At 57.4% G+C, this 16,802-nt stretch carries 14 protein-coding genes; 7 read left to right on the top strand and 7 right to left on the bottom strand.

The window, feature by feature from the left end:
* Window positions 1-255: 255 nt before the first annotated feature.
* The 5 genes from ROSMUC_RS07045 to ROSMUC_RS07025 form a co-directional block, all read right to left on the bottom strand.
* Window positions 256-882: an MSMEG_1061 family FMN-dependent PPOX-type flavoprotein gene (locus tag ROSMUC_RS07045; protein ID WP_052115279.1), complete on the bottom strand. Its 627-nt coding sequence runs from the start codon at window positions 880-882 to the stop codon at window positions 256-258.
* A 191-nt stretch (window positions 883-1,073) separates the two neighbouring features.
* Complete coding sequence (locus tag ROSMUC_RS07040; protein WP_037270990.1) at window positions 1,074-1,637, bottom strand: TetR/AcrR family transcriptional regulator; 564 nt, start codon at window positions 1,635-1,637, stop codon at window positions 1,074-1,076.
* Entirely contained in the window at window positions 1,634-2,170 is a 537-nt protein-coding gene (locus ROSMUC_RS07035; RefSeq protein ID WP_037270987.1) for a dihydrofolate reductase family protein, read from the bottom strand. Before ROSMUC_RS07035 ends, ROSMUC_RS07040 begins: the two co-directional genes overlap by 4 nt.
* A gap of 254 nt (window positions 2,171-2,424) precedes the next feature.
* The gene (locus ROSMUC_RS07030) at window positions 2,425-3,903 is read right to left on the bottom strand and encodes a DUF6880 family protein (RefSeq protein WP_052115278.1); all 1,479 of its coding nucleotides are present in this window, start codon (window positions 3,901-3,903) and stop codon (window positions 2,425-2,427) included.
* Between the two features lie 305 nt (window positions 3,904-4,208).
* Window positions 4,209-6,305, bottom strand: coding sequence for an AAA family ATPase (locus ROSMUC_RS07025; protein WP_052115277.1), 2,097 nt, complete (start codon window positions 6,303-6,305; stop codon window positions 4,209-4,211).
* A 633-nt stretch (window positions 6,306-6,938) separates the two neighbouring features.
* On the opposite strand from ROSMUC_RS07025, the gene ROSMUC_RS07020 reads away from it, so the two are divergent.
* From ROSMUC_RS07020 to ROSMUC_RS07005, 4 genes are all read left to right on the top strand, one after another.
* Window positions 6,939-7,505 carry a transposase gene (locus ROSMUC_RS07020; protein ID WP_102105889.1) on the top strand — a complete coding sequence of 189 codons (567 nt, stop codon included), beginning with the start codon at window positions 6,939-6,941 and terminating at the stop codon, window positions 7,503-7,505.
* Window positions 7,506-7,977: 472 nt separating this feature from the next.
* A complete protein-coding gene (locus tag ROSMUC_RS07015) occupies window positions 7,978-8,712 on the top strand; it encodes a PDDEXK family nuclease (protein WP_245875137.1) in 735 nt (244 codons plus the stop codon).
* The gene (locus ROSMUC_RS07010; RefSeq protein ID WP_052115276.1) at window positions 8,709-10,868 is read left to right on the top strand and encodes a DDE-type integrase/transposase/recombinase; all 2,160 of its coding nucleotides are present in this window, start codon (window positions 8,709-8,711) and stop codon (window positions 10,866-10,868) included. Before ROSMUC_RS07015 ends, ROSMUC_RS07010 begins: the two co-directional genes overlap by 4 nt.
* Window positions 10,865-11,830: an AAA family ATPase gene (locus tag ROSMUC_RS07005; protein WP_052115275.1), complete on the top strand. Its 966-nt coding sequence runs from the start codon at window positions 10,865-10,867 to the stop codon at window positions 11,828-11,830. The genes ROSMUC_RS07010 and ROSMUC_RS07005 overlap by 4 nt, the downstream gene beginning before the upstream one ends.
* Window positions 11,831-12,141: 311 nt before the next feature.
* On the opposite strand, the gene ROSMUC_RS07000 is transcribed toward ROSMUC_RS07005, so the two are convergent.
* The gene (locus ROSMUC_RS07000) at window positions 12,142-13,155 is read right to left on the bottom strand and encodes a Hint domain-containing protein (protein ID WP_037270980.1); all 1,014 of its coding nucleotides are present in this window, start codon (window positions 13,153-13,155) and stop codon (window positions 12,142-12,144) included.
* A 194-nt stretch (window positions 13,156-13,349) separates the two neighbouring features.
* On the opposite strand from ROSMUC_RS07000, the gene ROSMUC_RS06995 reads away from it, so the two are divergent.
* A complete protein-coding gene (locus tag ROSMUC_RS06995) occupies window positions 13,350-14,129 on the top strand; it encodes an SDR family oxidoreductase (protein ID WP_037271078.1) in 780 nt (259 codons plus the stop codon).
* A gap of 101 nt (window positions 14,130-14,230) precedes the next feature.
* On the top strand, window positions 14,231-15,598 hold the full coding sequence (locus ROSMUC_RS06990; protein WP_037270978.1) for an SLC5/6 family protein: 1,368 nt from the start codon (window positions 14,231-14,233) through the stop codon (window positions 15,596-15,598).
* A 75-nt stretch (window positions 15,599-15,673) separates the two neighbouring features.
* Here the strand turns inward: ROSMUC_RS06990 and efp are convergent, their stop codons facing one another.
* On the bottom strand, window positions 15,674-16,237 hold the full coding sequence (gene efp / locus ROSMUC_RS06985; RefSeq protein ID WP_037270977.1) for an elongation factor P: 564 nt from the start codon (window positions 16,235-16,237) through the stop codon (window positions 15,674-15,676).
* Between the two features lie 217 nt (window positions 16,238-16,454).
* On the opposite strand from efp, the gene ROSMUC_RS06980 reads away from it, so the two are divergent.
* A complete protein-coding gene (locus tag ROSMUC_RS06980; RefSeq protein ID WP_037271076.1) occupies window positions 16,455-16,775 on the top strand; it encodes a DUF6280 family protein in 321 nt (106 codons plus the stop codon).
* Window positions 16,776-16,802: the final 27 nt, after the last annotated feature.

Genomic DNA, 16,802 nt, shown 5'->3' with positions numbered 1-16,802 from the left:
TTCAAACCGTGGGGGAAGAATAACGTCCTTCAAGGCTGACTTCTTCAGCAGCCTGTTAAAGGTCCGCTACTGTGACGTCGCGCTGCGGCGATGGCCATCCTGGCGAATGACGGCTTCGGGCCGGGACCGGTCATCCGGTTGGTCGTGCGGAAGCCTACGAGGGCAAGAATTGCGTGCCGCACCGCCGCAGGTCCGGTTTGAGCCCAAATCTACCAACATTCGCGTGTGCAGCTAATGACGGCTTTCCTGGCAAATTCAGTAGAGCCGGGTGTCTTCATCCGCTGCATGATCATCCTCGACCTCTTTCAGCGTCTGCGCTCGGTCCACTGTGGAAATTACCCATTCGGCGAGTGTCGGGGCGGACTTCCGTTCAGGCCAATGATCAGGATGCCACAAGCGGGATCGAATGAAAGATTTTGAGCAATGCATAAAGGCTTCCTCGACCTCGATGACGAGCGCAAGCAACGGTTCCTTGCCATTGATTGCGTGCCGCTTGCTAATCGCAGCATCTCGAACAATGCGGGCCTTACCCGCGACACGCAGCGTGTCACCGTGACCAGGCACAACGAAGAGTAGCGCGATATTTGGGTCTTCTAACAGATTTTGAAAGCCATCCACACGGTGGTTGCCTAGCCTGTCTGGAATGATGAGCGTTTTGTCATCGTAGACTTCCACGAAGCCTGCTGGGTCACCTTTGGGCGAAACATCTATCAACCCCTCGGATGCCTTGGTTGCAACGACAACAAATGGCGCAAGTTCGATGAATCTGCGGGCGGTTTCGTTCAGTCGATCACTGACCTTAAGAAAAGTGTTGGTAAATCCTTCAGTCGGCAGCAGTTCGCGGAGCCTTTCAATGCTCTCAATCTGTTCATCAAATTCCATTTCAACGCTCTCCGGTGGATTTACATAGGAAAGCATAGCCGAAGCGCCAATTTCCTCAAAGCCGCCTTTGGCACACGTGCAATTTAAGCGCGCTTTGTCCCGCACAGCTGCCGTAGTCCGTCAGGTTCGGTGCCGATTTTGCTTGCGGGCGCGGCGAAAGGCGGGTTTGGGCCCAAAGCGACCAGGCGTCCTCATCGGCTCAGGCCCATCAAAAGTTCCCCGAGAGCCATGGTGAATCCCTGATCTTCGTGCGATTCCCTGTCCCGATGTCGACCACTCATCGCAGTCGCCAGGGCAGCGCCATGGGTGAAGTCCACGAGTATGTCGCGCCACAGCTTCGTCCTGTGATCTGGCAGGCCGACTTCGGCCAGAAGGGTAGAAATCTCGTTGGTGATCCGTTCTGCCTGCTGCGGAAAAACGATAGGCCGGCTGAAGATCAAGGTGGTCAGTGCCGGGTGGCGGAGCACCTGCGCATGGTAAGCTTTAAGGAGATCACCAATCCGGTCGATTGGAGTTCCGTCCTCCGGCGCCACTACCTGCGCATAGACCGCGTCCGACATCGCGCCGATCAATCCATCCCGTCCGCCGAAGTGATGATGGATCGTCATGGGGTTGATGGCGAGGCGTTCCGCCAACGCCCTCATCGTGAGGGCGTCTGCCCCCTCGCGATCCAGAAGTTCGAGGGCGGTCACAACCATCTCGTCGCGCGAGACAGGAGCTTGCGCCCGGGTCGGCCGCCCCCGGGGCCGCTTCATGCCTCGACCCGGTAACGGGACTGCACAAGTCCGGATGGAAAGCTCTTCACCTCCTCGAGGCAGAGCGGAATGTCAGCGGCGATCTTGCCGAACAACCGACGTCCTTCACCAAGGAGCACCGGAACGCTCGTGATCACCATGTCAGCGATGAGACCGGCTCGAAGGAAGGACTGAATGAGAAGGCCGCCATCGACATATACCTTCCGGTGTCCTTCGACCTCCAACATATGCATCGCCTCTTCGGGCGCTTTGTTCGCGACCCGCACCTTGTTGGTCAGGTCGTCCGGCACGTCGGACTGCGATAGGGTCGAAGACAGGACGACAACTGGACGACTGTAGGGCCATGGCCTTACGGCTCTCATTTTTTCGAACGTTCCGCGTCCCATCAGAATGATGTTGATGTCCGCGATGAAGGCATCATAGCCATGGTCTTCGTCGGGATTATCGCGGTCCAGGAGCCACGCGATATCGCCGTCCTTTCGAGCGATGAAGCCGTCCAGACTGGTAGCGATGAAAACATGTCCTGTGATCATTTCACACCTTTATTTATACACTGTATAATACATGAAGGTGCGCGTCCCTCGTGTCAAGTGCAACGCCCGTCCATAGCGTTGGTACCGCATAGACTTCGTTTCGATTGACGTAACCCGAGACCGAAAGCGAACGGCAGCAAGGTCCCGCATTGGAGCCATTTGGCATGCTTAAATGCTGCGGGATGCACGATTGTCTGGTCTGGGGAAGCTGCGCCGCAGCGCCCGACATTGTTGTGAATGACCGGTTGGGGCCGTTACCCATCATCTTTGAGCCACACAGGGCGACGGGCCTCACTCAATGATCGTTCTTTCGGTTCACCGTCTCCGACACGCGTCCAAAATCCTGATTTGCGAGGATGTGCTGTTTTGAGCTTGGCAAGATAGGCTGCATGGTCGGCCATTCCGCTTGGGCGGATTGGATCCGCTTCGTCTGCCAACAGCTCGAGCTTCCCGAGGTACTTCGCACCATGCCCATAGGCCTTAGAGCGTGCGCGGTCGAGGATGTTGTCCAGAAGGGCACGGTAGAGGATTGTCGCCGCCAGCGGATGATCATGTTCCAGAAGGCCCGCGACTTTCGGCAGGATGTGCCAGTCCCCTCCATCCCAGCGGTGCGCGTGCGCCACGATGAGCGTTGCAGCCAGATCGTGTCGTGGCCAGTCCAAGAAGAATTGCAGCGCTGCCTCGGGTTCGTCCTTTTCCAGCGCAACGGCATGGGCGCGGTCTTCGGCCTCAATATCCTCGAAGTCCGGTAGCTGTTTGAGGTATTCCCGCAGAATGTCGGCGGACAGGCGCGCCTCGAAACAGCACCAACGCAGGGCCTGTGCGGCCGACCTGTCGCCCGTAGCATCCAGGATGCGCGCTTCCAGACTGATCCGTTCTGGCGACAGGCCATCATCATTCTCGACAAAGCTGCGCCGCCCGGGCTGACGCACCCACTCCAGCGCCTCGGCGCATCGGCCGGCTTCCAGAAGCTGCGCAGCGATACCCAACGTATCCCGCATATGCGGCTTCTTCTTGATCTCCAGTGCGATGAGCAGATCGAGATCGCCCCGCGCCGAGGCTATGGTCTGGCGCATCCGGGCCCATCGCGAGGTCATGGAATAAAACCATCCGTCCGGTTTGCGTGCGGCTTCCTCGGCCTGCCGCGCGGCGATAGCGTCTTTCAGATCGTTGTCCCATCGCGCCAGGGTATCTTGCGGCAGATGCGCCGCCACGGCTTCGGTCACGTCAGCGAGATAGCCATGCGTGCTTTCGCCAAGGGCGGCCATGATCTTGCCGGGCAGCGCGCCGGCCTCGGGCACGGGCAGGCTGGGGGCCAAATCGCCGGTGGCATGGATCGCCTGATAATAGACGTCCTGAACGCGGCCAGAAGAATCGTCGATACGTTCGAACACCTGTTCATGGGTGGCGATGAAGCGCAGCAGCCGGTCTATGGCCAGCGCCGGAGCGGCAGGGCCAAGCTCGGACGTGATCGTATCGGTCAGGCTGCGTAGGTCCCCAGCAAAGGCGCGGGCCTTGTCCCATTCGATGAAGTTCTTCGCCCGAGCCAGTCCGGACAGCCGCCGGTCGATCAGTTTGGCCATGGCCTCAGGGCCGGATTTCCCGGCCAGTGCCGCTTTGACCTGCCGCCGGAACCCCGCGTTGCCCTCGGTCTCATGCAGCACCAGCTGCGCAAGTTTATCGGTGCCGAGTTCTTTCAGCTTTTCAGTGGTGAGGGTAGATTTGCGGGCCATGGAGCGGATCAGGATTGGGAACTATTCCCTCAATAAGTGCCTTTGACCGATCGTAGGTGCAAGTATCGTGGGTGCAAGTACTGGGTGTATGATCGACCAGACACTGCGACATGTACCAGTGTCCCGCGGAACTAACCTTAAAATGTTTGACGGCCTCACACCTGCCGTGAATTGGCGGGTTTATGAAGCCACGCCGCAGCGCTAGAGGCCTGTGGGTGCCGAGTCCCCCCGGAACCCAATTGGTCTACTTGCAATCATTTCCAAATAGCAGCTCGGCAAATCAATGAACTGCCCGAGACCCGCCATCAGGCAACTCTATTGTTCAGCGTAACCTGGGAAAGACAATCCTCAAGCCCACCCCCATGGAGAACCTTCTCAATTAAAATCTTATTGGCCATCTCAATCAACAGCTCCCGATGTGCAATTAGCACACTGCTGACATCGTTCTCCGCAACCTGGAGCATCTCAGCCACTTCTGGCAGGTGTCCGGCGATAGCTTCACGCACGGATAGCGGTGACCCGGCCGAAGCGAGCCAGATAGGCCCGAGACTGCCCATGCCATAGGCACAGATCTGGTCCGCGGCGGATTTCGTTGCTTTGGCGATGTCACTGTCGAGCACGCCTCCGGAACCTGTTACAACTGTCCCAAAGATCACGCGTTCGGCTTCGCGACCTGCCAATGCAACGCACCGAGAGAGGTGAAGATCGTTCTCTGTCTGCAGGACTCTCGTGACGGCAATCTTACACTCGCCACCTGAACCGCCAATGCGGACATACTCTACCGACCCTACATTCAGCGCAGTCGCGACGATGGCGTGCCCACACTCATGGACTGCGAGCCGTAGCCATTCGTCATCCGACATCTTAGGCGCATCACCTTCAAGTGCCGCCAGGACATCATCAGTTGTCATCGCCCTGTTTCCTCGCCGCGCAGTTGCGCCAGCCATACGAACTGCGGCGGCACAATCTGCCCCTGTGCGCCCAAGAGCAGCCGCAGCGCAGACGGTCAGATCGATCTCCGAAGTACGGTCTCCGAGATGCTGGCCAAAAATCACCGCAAGCTCCTCGAAGGTGGGAAGTCCGATCTCGACGACAACATCAAACCGCCCCGCCCGGCGGATCGCAGGGTCAACGAATTTCAAGTGATTACAGGCGGCGACGACAATAACGCCTTCGCGGTCGGAGATGCCATCCAATTTCTCGAGCAGTGCTGTGATGGCTTTGACATCATAAGAGTCATTGCGTCCGTCCCCACTAAGATCCGTTCGCGTATAGAACGCATCGATTTCATCGATGAAGAGAATGGACGGTGCTTTGCGCTTGGCCTCGTCGAAACTCTTCTCCATGGCACCCAGGAAGTGGCTGAGGCTTCCTGATTTCTGCCACTGGTTATAGCTGGCCGTCACCAAATGAACGTCCGCCTCTCCTGCGAGGGACCGCGCCAGCTCTGTCTTGCCTGTCCCGGCCGGCCCGGCAATGAGTAGGCCTCGTGGTACGGCGTTCCAAGGAAGCAGTCCCGCCTGCCAATCGCGAAGCGCTGCCAGCGCGTCTTGCGCTGCGACCTTAGCAGCGCCGAGACCAACCAGGTCATTCAGCGGCACGACAGAACTGGGGCGCCAAAGTTTTGGTTCGGTCGAAGCCACTTCATCCAAACTCTGCTCCACGTATCGAGCAATAATCATCGGTACGACGTTGGGATCGCTCTGACGAAAAGCGAGGACCACGCAGTCGATGTCCCCAGGGGGCACAGCGTTCAGGTCTGGTACTTGAGACACCAAGCGTTCGATCTGCTCATCGGTCAACTCTGGGTACCTTATCGCAAAAAGAGCGGGCAGAACCTCGCGATCAATCCCCCCGATAGGCACAACATTGGCGTCAAACATTGCGACTGCGGGATGCAGATCATCGAGCGACGATGTCAGAAAGACTATAGGATCGTCGTTGCGTGTCATCGCGTCCACGAGGCCATGCTCAAACGACGCGCGGCGCGGGTCCAGATTGGAAGCCCGTACCATTCTGAGTACATGGTGCGGGTCGCTTCTGAAGTCCCAGCTGAACTCGAAATGATCTGGTAGGAGGCGTTTCCACGACCACGAGACGCGTTGGGCGTCCAACGATGTATGCACGATCGTCGTGGCGCCTCGCTGCCAGATGTCGGCGATATCACCGGACTGAACACAGGCTTTCACGACGAGGCAAAGTGCGGCAACCTGGGCTAAAGGCAGCGCCTCTCCCGCAACTTTGCGAAAATCCAGTGTGCCCGACACGGACGGAGCCGAGACGCCAGCCACACTGCTCTCGGCGCCGGTTTCCCCGTCAGGCGAATGTGCGTCCGCACAGAAGCGAACTAGAGCGTCATATACGATGCGGCGCCAATCGTTGTCTGGGTGTTCAGTCTGCATATCAATCTCCTGGGCGAGCGGTATCGTTCGCGTAAGCCGCGTGCATTTCTTGTTGTGGATGTTGGATGGCCGTCGAGCGACGGAACATACGGAGAACATAGCGTATGGCCGAGGCCTATTAAACCCCAGATTTTTGACTAAGTATTTGCGAAAAAAGAAGTTTTTTGGATTTTCGTAAACCGATGGGCCCCTCGTAAGGTGCTGACATCAGGCCGATTCCTATGAGGTGGAGGGACTTGGTGCGTACGTCCGTGGGAACCTGACGCGAGAATCCGCGGCGAGCGGTTGTGCGAAAACAAAGCTAAGCGATTGATCCGCATTAGTGATTCTCTTTGACCCGTTTCCATCTGCATGGCAGACGCAGTCTGGGGGTAAAGGACGCGCAGGCAGTTTATGGCAGGCGATTGCCACTCAACCTGTCCCTGGCACCGAGACTCCAGCTATGTACGCATCATTCTGATGGAGCAGTGGGGCGAAATCCCAATGAGCATCTTATTCCCACAGCAATGGGCGGGCTTAGCTCATCTCGCGCAGAGGGCCTCCTGGAGGGCGGTTTGCGAAAAACGGCAATGACGTGGAATTCCAAGAGGGTATGGTCAGACCGGAAGCGCAGCACCAGGATAGCTAAAGCTCATGCGACAACTCTCGGACCGAGATCGTGAACGTCTTCGCTGGATGCAGCTATACTTGCGTCTTCCGGCGTGCGGGGTGGCGGCATACTTCCCGGATGACGCCTCTTGTGAACAGCGTATGGTTGAGCTGCGTTGGCCCGAAGGGATGCATTGCATCCGCTGCGATGCGGACAGGATCAAGACTTGCCACACGCGAAAAACCTTCCGATGCAAAGAATGTGCGCATGAATTCTCCCTGAAGGCCAACACCGTGATGTTCCGTTCTCGTCATACGATACGCGACTGGTTTCTGGCAGCAGAAGAGCACATCACGCTACACGCATTCGGGCAAGATCATCTTGATACCGGCCACTCCATGGCTGACAGACATTGCGTTGCCTACACCACGGCTTACAGACTGAGGGTAAAGTTGGCCTGTGAGCTTGCGCACGACCACAGCTTGTTGCTCACCAGCATCTGTATTTCAGAGCTGCAGGTGCCACAGGATGTGGTGCAAAATGACTTCGATTTCTATGTATGGCTCCTCGATACGTGCGTCACTCAAAGACAGATGCGCCGGCAAGGGTGAGTTAACGCTATAGGCTTTCCACGAACATTCGCCCGTCCCGCCTTCCGATGTGGAATGACGGCTCATACTTCATTCCCAACTGGAACGAAGCAACCAGAAGGAGTGACGGCGAGTCCGGAAATGGATGGGAGCTGGGGATTGCGAAAACAAACGGATCGTCCATTTTCTCATTAATAATCAATTACTTGCAGAATCGACCCTGAAGTATTCTAAGGTTTCGGGATTGTCCGTCGTGATGGCGCATCCCAGGACAAGCCGCCCCGATGATGAGGACTGACGAGGAGAACTAGAAGCCGAACACAAGACAAGAAAAAAGCACGCCCGAAGGCGTGCTGGATTAGTTGGGGCAATGATCGCCCATCTTCACCTGCCACCGTAGAGGTCAACAAAGACCCAGGCAAGAGCGATCCACGTCCCGTCATTGGAAACAAACTCAGAACATTGGGTTTCTGAGAACGGGAAAGATATGTCTATGGCCTTTGAAAGAGAACCAGATCTCGAAAAGCCCAAAAAACTCCCGCCGCTGAAGGTTCCTGCACCCGATGGTGTTCTTCCTTATGTCGGCGCCCGCAATCCCATGACGCGCAGCAATAGCGCGCACCGGATTGCTGATACCTTCGCGACACCGGCAACAGGCGATGTCCCACAGATCTATTTCTTCGAATCCGAGGGGGAATACGCCGTCAGCCTGGAAGCGATCCTGGCCCCCGACCTCTATGGTTTGGAAGTTCAGCTCCCCGCCTTTCGCTATCCGTGGAAACACAACAAAAAAGGATATCGCGACCACTTCTTTGATCTTCGCCTCACTTTCAAGGATGGGTTTAGACGTGCGGTCTACATAAAAAATGCACGGGCACTCCAATCTTCCCGCGTTCAGGAGGAAATCGAAGCCATTTTTTCCAGCATGCCCGAGGACTTTGCCGACGATGCCATCGTGGTGAATACTGATGACTATTCGCGCGCCTATCGCGACAACCTGCGCCGTATGCGTTATGTCAGGCAGCTTCACGCGCCTGACCACGATCTCCTCGTCGAACAGATGGCAAGATCATGCAACTATTGGTTTCTGGAGCAGCTTGTACGCCAAGTACCTCTGCCGCCTGCAAAAGCATGGCAAGCGGCATTGCGATTGATTTCCCGCGGCGTCCTCGATGCCAACCGGGATGCGGTGATCAACCTTCATTCGCATGTCTGGCTCGCTGCATGACAAAGCGTTTCCCGTACAAGGTACCCAACGGATCAGATCTGACTCTCGACGGCCAGACATGGCGCGTTGATGGGAAAGACCGTGATGGGTTCCTTGTTACGGGCGACGAAGGTGCTCAAACACTCCTGACATTCGATCGTGTGAAAACCGCGATCGCGCAAAGCAAGTGTCAGGTGACCACGCCCAAAGAACGCGAAGAAATCATTCGTTTGAAGGAATATACGAACGGGCTCACCGATATCACGCAGCTTTCTGAAGAACAGCAGAGGAACGCCAGAGCTTTAGCTGCCCTCATCAATGTGATCGATGAGCTTGAAGCTGAAGGGCGCAAGATCACCCATGCGTACCTAAATCAGCCTATCGTCCGGAAGAGGTTGTACGCCCGCGCTCTCGAAATCACTGGTGATAAACGCCTTTTTGAAGGCCTGACATTGGGGTCAACCAAACCACGGTTGGCTGAACCCGGTTCTGTTTTCCCGAAAGGACGCACACTCTGTGAGCGGAGAGAGACTTACCAAAGCTTCGGACGAAATCCCGTGGTTCTTGCGCATCGGCATGATCAGAAGGGGTTGCACGGAGAAGCTGCCTGCAAGTTGTCACCTTGGCAGATTAAGGTTGTGCTTTACTGCTTGAATCGATTTTGCAATCCGACAGCTCCTCAGCTTTCGGAGATTTATGAAGCGACCAAGGCGTTGATGCCAATTCCAGAGGAGGAGATGCTGGCTGGTCGGTCTCACCCAACAATTGTTACGGTACGCAATTGGCAGAAAGGTATATCGTTTATTGCTCAGAAATATGCGCGACTGGGGGCCCGTGCGGCCAAAAACAAGTACGGTACGGGTTCTACAGATCAGCGGGCCTTGATGTTTGGTGAGCGCGTACTCACGGATCAAGCATACCTTTCCGTATTTACTAAATCCGATGGAACAATCGGGGCGGAAGAAATTGATCCCACAACTGCTTCACCCGAGTTAGGAGAGAACGAGATCATTCGAGTTTGGCTCCACCTGATGATCGACACTGCGACTCGGATGCCACTTGCATGGACGATTTCCGAGACCGCAGGTTCAGACCATACTTTTCATCTTCTTCGAATGGCGACGCGGGATAAAGCGAGGGAAAAGATTGAGTTTGGTTGCAAGAACGATCCAGCTCCGGCCGCCGGACTATTGTTGACGGTCGCTGACAACGGAACAGCTACACGGAACGGTCCAGTCTATTCTTCCCAACTTGGGCTTGGCGCAGCAGTGCAGACCGGGCGTACCTACCATTCGACGGATAACCCTCATATGGAGCGGATCTTTGGGACGTTTCAGTTTTCGGTCCTAAATTTCGAAGCTGGATATGTCGGAAGTAAACCAGGTGACAATCCCGGATACGACGCGGAAGCAAAGACGCGTTTGACCCCCTACGATATCATGCGCGTCGCTTCGCGTTATTTGATCGATGAATTTCCTCGGGAGCCTCATACCGGTGTCGGGATGTTCGGTGCGACACCAGCTGAAAAGCTGGACGAAGTTCTGGAACTCTATAGCGGTGTCGAAGCGCCGGACCCTGAGAAGCGTATTATTCAGTTGGGCCTGAAAAGAACTGTCAGTACCACGTCCGAGGGAATTCTGTTTGATGGCATCCCATACACATCACCTGAATTGAATCTTTTCAGCGATGGGAAAGCAAAGAAAGTCGATGTGTATCTCGATCCTGATTTCCTGGGCACGGTCATTGTCATGCCGCATGGCACCAAGCAAAAGATCGAGGCGAAACTCTCTTACAGCGCCTACGCTGACCTGACCTATTTTCAGGCCAAGCAATTGATGAAAGTCGCGGCACAGGGGGAACCTAAAAAGCGCGAGCAGTCCAACAAGGATCTTCTTGAAGCCAAGCGCAGGCGGGCGCTCGAGAGTGGTTTTTATCCCGATCCCAACTGTCATGAAAGCTACATGTCGTTGCCCCGGTATGAAAAGCAGGCCGAGGCAAATGCACAGATTGGGCCGAACAAGGGTACTCCTCGCGTCCAGACGACCAAGCCTGGTTCGATCACGGATCGCCCCAGGAAGGACCCGCCCAAAAGCGCCAAGCCTCATTCAACGGCGCCTCAGGCGTCCACATCCCAGTCCCGCGGCGGTTTCGCCCCCATTACGAAGAGCAAATTATGAGCCGATTTGAAATCAAGGAAATTGTCGAGGCCGAGGAGGAGTTCAACGGACGCCTCTTTCCTCTTCCCCGTGCAGAAAAGCTGCAACTGGAATACGCGAAGTTGTTCAGCGCCCATCTGGGCCGGTTACGCAGCGGAAAATACTTCGAGGGCGAAGTCCTCGTCGTGACGGGCAAAAGCGGTTCGGGGAAAACCTCCGAGATCGTGAACATGATGGCAAACTTCAACGCCGCCGAGGTTGCTTTGCCCGGAGGGCAGAATGCACGCATGGTCTCCAAGGAACTTGATCGTAAGGGAGGTTGGAAAGACCTTGGCAAGAAGACGCTTCGGGCTATGGGGTACCCGATCGAGGACAAAGTTCGGATGACCCAAAGCGCGATCTGGGAGCGTGTGGCGTTTCAGGGACGCCATCAGGGGATTGTATCCATCAATTACGACGAAGTTCAGCACATTCTGTCTGGGAAGGAGGGCTTGGCCCTCGAAGCCGAACTGGACTCCTTCAAGTCTATCCTCAAGTCAAAAACCTGGCCATTCTTGCTGGTATTGTCAGGGATCCCTGAACTGGATGACAAGATCCAGAATTTTGAACAACTGGGCCGGAAGGTGACCCATGTGACCTTCACGGATATCGAGTATGACGATGATGCCTCAACCGTCCATGAAATGATGGGCAGTTACGCATTGGAGGCGCGCCTCGAGGTGTCAGATGACCTGAACAGTGAGGACTTCATCCATCGGTTGGCAACGGCAGGGGCATTCCGGTGGGGACTTGTCTGTAAGCTGGTCAGGCTTGCCGTCTGCGAGGCCAAAGTTCAGCAGAGCACTGAACTCACCAGGGAACATTTCATCGACACTTGGGTGTCAAAGACCGAGATGAACCCGTTGGCGACGCCCTACAATCACGACAGCTACGACACTTATTTCAGGCGGGAGCGGCCATTCGCTCAAATGTTCGATCTCTGAGAAAATATATACTTCCCTGAAAGAGCCCGCGCCTTGCGCGGGTTTTTTGGTTCCTTTGGCAGAATTTGACATGCCCACGGCAAACGTTCGATTTTCGAACTTTTTCTTGCGCATGCTTCCGGTTTCCCACGCAAGCTTCTGATTTTTCGCTCTAAAGTTGCGCGCACCAAGCCCCTTGTTTTCCTGCCAGAAATAGAGTCTCAAAAAATGCGTTCGGTCCGGCCTTGCGCATGCTTCCCCTTTTTCTGGCTCTAACTGCAGAGGACGGTCCTCATCCAAGCTGAAATGCGGTCATCGCGGTTCGGCTGATGTCAGCGTGTCGAGGCACGCTTGAGAATATCCGCCGCATTGGGGTGATTGAGCAATGCTTGCCCAACCTCGAACTGGAGGTGGCTGGGCGCGCCCTGCCCCGTCAATTGCTGGCTCAGCGCCTCTTTCAGATCGGCAGGCAGCGCCGCAGAGGTGCGAGGATCGACCAATAGCGTCTCGGCCGCGATCCCTTCGGCATAGATGATCTGATGCCGGTCAAACAGCAGCTGCACGTAATCGACAAAGCCGCCGCTCTCACGCCGCACGGTATCACCGTTGACGAGATGCCGCGCGCGCACCAGCACTTCGGCGCGACCTGCCCCGAGAGCATCCGAGCGTTGATAGATAAAGAGCCGGTGATCGGGGCTCACCAACAGGTCATTCTCATTGTGCAATGCCCCCGCAGAGATCCGGACAGGGGCGAAATCGCCCACCGCCCGCACCGTCGAATGCCCGACCCAGCGGATCGGCCGCACCCCGTCATCGCGGGTCAGGACCATGTCGCCGGGAGCCAAGGTTTCAACCCGGCGCTGTTCGCCTGTGGCCATTGTGATATGCGTCCCACGCGAAAACGACACGCAGGCCACCTGCGCAAAGCGTTGCAGCACGTTGTCAACGTCGACCCCCACCAGCGCATAACCGGTCTTGGGCCGCATCTGCGCCAGGGGCATGGCAAAAATCTCGACCATATTGCCAGCCTCGTCCACTTCGACCAACACGATCATCTCGGTGGTGCGCCCGGTACCTGACATCAGCGTGAGACAACAGTCGAGATGAATTTGCGCGCCGGGGCGACCAACGTCGGACTCTTGCGCAACGGTGAAGGGCGCCCCGCCCGCCAGCGATAGCGACAGGCGGAGTTGCCGGGCCTGCGGCTGCAGCTCGTAAACGTCATCCAGGTCGAGCTCACTCGCAAAAGACAACGCATCGCCCATGTTGGCCCCGTTGACCACGCGAAAATCCAGCCCGGTATACACGGGCAGGATATGGTCGGAGTTGGCAAGATCAGAGGGCATGAGCGCAGGCGATCCAGACGGGGCTAGGGACATAATTTTCTTTCAGGCAGCGTAGTTTAGAATTGTGGTGCGGTGACGTCAATGTAGTGGAAAATCCATTTCCGTTCGTGGCCCGCATCAGGCCTTGTGCAAGCATCTGGCCATTCTCGCCCAGAGGGTGTTAATTCGACGTTGATACAACAGGAGGGTGGATGATGGATCTAGGGATCAAGGGCAAGCGGGCGTTGGTCTGCGCCGCGTCCAAGGGGCTCGGGCTGGGCTCTGCGCGGGCGCTGGCCGAGGCTGGGGTCGACCTAGTGATGAACGCGCGCGGTGCCGAGGCGCTCGAAGCGGCAGCCGCGGCCATCCGCACCGAGTTCGGCGTGAGCGTCGAGACCGTCGCCGCGGACATCACCAGCGAAGCCGGGCGTGCCGCCGTGCTCGCCGTCGCACAGGACGTGGATATTCTCGTCACGAATGCCGGGGGGCCGCCTCCGGGGATGTGGACGGACTGGGAGCGCGAGGATTTCATCCGCGCGCTCGATGCCAACATGCTGACCCCCATCGCGCTGATCAAGGCGCTGGTGCCGGGGATGATGGCGCGCGGTTGGGGTCGGGTGGTCAACATCACCTCGCAATCGGTCAAGGCTCCGATCCCCGCGCTTGGCCTCAGCAACTCGGCGCGCGCAGGGCTAACCGGTTATGTCGCGGGCACGTCGCGCCAGGTTGCGGGCCGGGGTGTCACGATCAACAACCTCCTGCCGGGCATCCACGCCACGGACCGCGCCACCTCACTCGATCGGGGCGTATCCGAAGCGCAGGGAATCAGCATGGATGAGGCAAAGGCGCGCCGCTGCGCCAGCATTCCAGCCGGGCGCTATGGCACCGCAGAGGAATTCGGCGCGGCCTGTGCCTTTCTCTGCAGCCAGCATGCCGGGTTTATCGTGGGCCAGAACATCCTGCTCGATGGCGGTGGCGTCAACGCGACGCTCTGACCCGCGCGATCACGAAACCGGGAGTGGGGCGCGTAGGCTCTGGTGCCTGAGAGAGCCGCTCATTAGCACTAAGGCATCATAACCACAGGGGAACATCTATCATGCAAGCAATGGCGATCATTGGCCTTTTCGGCTTGGTCATTCTGGGCAGCCTATTGGTCGCCCCCCGTCGCGCCACCATCGAAGGGTTTTTCAGCGGAACAGGCGCGGACGGCCGCGCACCCGGTCTCTGGGTGCTCGTACTGAGCCAGGTCACGACATGGATCTTCGCCCGATCCCTGATGAACTCGGCCATTCTGGGCTATTTCTACGGGATTTGGGGCACGCTGGCCTATGCGGCCTATTACGGATCCTTTCTGACCGGCGGCTATATCGTGGGCCGGTTGCGCGCAGGCGGCGCGGGATCTGTGCAGGACTGGCTTGGCGCGCGCTTTGGCGCCACGGGCAAGGCCTGTTACAATCTGGTCATTGGCCTGCGCCTCTTGTCCGAGGTCTTTGCCAACCTGCTGGTGGTAGGACTGATCTTTGCGGCTGCCCTGCCAGAGATGGGCGCAGCGCGCGATGCCTCGATCCTGATCGTTGCGGTGCTGGGCCTCGCCTATAGCGCCTGGGGCGGGCTGAGTGCCGCGCTGCGCACCGATGTGTTGCAGATGGTGGTGTTTCTTTTGGTTTTCGCGGCGGCCTTTGTGGCGCTGATCGTCAGCCCCGGCTTTCATCTCGGGGCCGTACTGACCGCGCCGGGAACCTCTGGGGCGTGGAATGGTCAGGTCCTTTTGGTGGTCGCCCTGCTGCAGGTCTTCTCTTACCCGGCGCATGACCCGGTGATGATGGATCGCGGCTTTATCGCCGATCCCGAAACCACACGCCGCTCGTTCCTGCATGCCTTCTGGATCTCGACACTCTGCATTATCGGCTTTGGCTTTTTCGGCATTCAGGCCGGGCTGGTCGGGGCGGAGTACGAGGGCGAGTTGATCGGCACTTGGGCCGCGATGTTCCCGGCCTGGCTCTTTGTTGCCCTTTTGGTGTCGCTCTTGATCTCGGCACTCAGCACGCTTGACTCGGCACTGGCCAGTGCCGCGCGGCTTGTGGTGGACGAACTCAGGCTTGGGCGCAGGTCGCTCGCGGGCGGGCGCGCGTCGATGGTGGCCTTCATGGTACTGGGTACGGGCCTCACACTCTGGGGCAATCAGACACTGTTTGATGCGGTGGCCATCAGCGGCACCGCCAGCATGTTCCTCACCCCCATTCTTATCCTAGGGCTGGTGATGGGACGGCAGATTGCGCTTTGGTCCTACCTCACGGCCTTCGGGGCAGCCATGTTCGGGGCCGCGCTCTATTTTGCACGCGGGGCAGAATGGGCCATGGCAATCCTGCCTGAGGCGCATAAATACGAACAACTGCTGATCATCTGTGTCGGCGTGTTGATCGCAGGGTTCGCCGCCGTTCTGACAGGCGCCCGCCGCGGCTGACACTCGCTTGACGAAAAAAACGGGGGCAGGCCATGGCTGGTCTGCCCCCGTCTTATGTCCTATGGCTTGGCCTGTTCAAGCGCGCTCGGAATATTCCATCGTCTCGGTGTTGACGACGATGTCCTCATCCGGACCGACAAAGGGTGGCACCATGACCTTGACCCCGTTATCGAGGATTGCAGGCTTGAAGCTGTTGGCTGCCGTCTGTCCTTTGACAACCGGCTCCGTCTCGACGATGCGGCAGATTACCTTTTGCGGCAGCGAGGCATGCAGCGCTTCGCTCTCGTGGAATTCCACGGTGATGGTCATGCCATCCTGAAGGAACGGACGACGCTCGCCCAAGAGGTCGGCGGGCAATTCGATCTGCTCATAGGTTTCAGTATCCATGAACACCAGCTTGCCATTTTCCTCGTAGAGGAATTGCTGGTCCTTTTGCTCAAGACGCACGCGCTCCACCTTATCGGCGCTGCGGAAGCGTTCATTGAGCTTGGTGCCATTGCGCAGGTTCTTCATTTCGACTTGCGCAAAGGCGCCGCCCTTGCCGGGCTTGACATGTTCGACCTTCACAGCAGCCCAGAGGCCACCGTTATGCTCCAGTACATTACCGGGGCGAATTTCGTTTCCGTTGATCTTGGGCATTGCGTTCAAACCGTGACAAAAGGTTGATGTGAGATTGATGCTCCCTATATCTGGAGGGATGATGGGTGGCAAGACAACGAAATGTCGTGATGTGTCGGGTCGAGATATGCAAAATTCGCATAGAAGTTATGCAACTGCGCTCTATCCGAATCGCAAAAACTCCGCCATAAGGTCCGTCACGCCCAAAACGCAAGAGCAATAAGAACAAGGACGAATGATGAAGGATTTCGTTGACGGTACGGCTTTCAACGCCGAACAGGGCAACCGTGCTCGTAAACTCTTTGCGGCCGTCGTGCTGGCCGCGCTGGATGATGCCATTTCCGATGACAAGAAATATGGCAATGGCCCCGAGCAGATCGCCCGCTGGGCACGGTCTCGCGATGGCCGCGAAGTATTGTCCTGCGCCGGGATCGACCCGAATGAGCGGGTTGTGGCCGGCCTGATGGATTTCGTATCCAAGGGCGTGCGTACCTCCGTGGCTCTTTCGCGCGAGGAAAGTGAACGCCGCAACGCAGCGGCACAGGCCGAAGCCGCCTGAGCATACTTGCCTTACCAATTCGCAAAG

Source organism: Roseovarius mucosus DSM 17069 (assembly GCF_000768555.3).
In the GTDB taxonomy this organism is placed as follows: domain Bacteria; phylum Pseudomonadota; class Alphaproteobacteria; order Rhodobacterales; family Rhodobacteraceae; genus Roseovarius; species Roseovarius mucosus.
Note: the sequence above shows the minus strand (reverse complement) of the source record. Positions and strands in the feature narration are given on the sequence as shown.

Coding starts and splice junctions, on each gene's coding strand:
- efp (WP_037270977.1), bottom strand. CDS start 16,237: ATGCCCAAGATCAACGGAAACGAAATTCGCCCCGGTAATGTACTGGAG.
- ROSMUC_RS07025 (WP_052115277.1), bottom strand. CDS start 6,305: ATGCAGACTGAACACCCAGACAACGATTGGCGCCGCATCGTATATGAC.
- ROSMUC_RS06980 (WP_037271076.1), top strand. CDS start 16,455: ATGAAGGATTTCGTTGACGGTACGGCTTTCAACGCCGAACAGGGCAAC.
- ROSMUC_RS07040 (WP_037270990.1), bottom strand. CDS start 1,637: ATGAAGCGGCCCCGGGGGCGGCCGACCCGGGCGCAAGCTCCTGTCTCG.
- ROSMUC_RS07000 (WP_037270980.1), bottom strand. CDS start 13,155: ATGCCCTCTGATCTTGCCAACTCCGACCATATCCTGCCCGTGTATACC.
- ROSMUC_RS07035 (WP_037270987.1), bottom strand. CDS start 2,170: ATGATCACAGGACATGTTTTCATCGCTACCAGTCTGGACGGCTTCATC.
- ROSMUC_RS07045 (WP_052115279.1), bottom strand. CDS start 882: ATGGAATTTGATGAACAGATTGAGAGCATTGAAAGGCTCCGCGAACTG.
- ROSMUC_RS07020 (WP_102105889.1), top strand. CDS start 6,939: ATGCGACAACTCTCGGACCGAGATCGTGAACGTCTTCGCTGGATGCAG.
- ROSMUC_RS06995 (WP_037271078.1), top strand. CDS start 13,350: ATGGATCTAGGGATCAAGGGCAAGCGGGCGTTGGTCTGCGCCGCGTCC.
- ROSMUC_RS07015 (WP_245875137.1), top strand. CDS start 7,978: ATGGCCTTTGAAAGAGAACCAGATCTCGAAAAGCCCAAAAAACTCCCG.
- ROSMUC_RS07010 (WP_052115276.1), top strand. CDS start 8,709: ATGACAAAGCGTTTCCCGTACAAGGTACCCAACGGATCAGATCTGACT.
- ROSMUC_RS06990 (WP_037270978.1), top strand. CDS start 14,231: ATGCAAGCAATGGCGATCATTGGCCTTTTCGGCTTGGTCATTCTGGGC.
- ROSMUC_RS07005 (WP_052115275.1), top strand. CDS start 10,865: ATGAGCCGATTTGAAATCAAGGAAATTGTCGAGGCCGAGGAGGAGTTC.
- ROSMUC_RS07030 (WP_052115278.1), bottom strand. CDS start 3,903: ATGGCCCGCAAATCTACCCTCACCACTGAAAAGCTGAAAGAACTCGGC.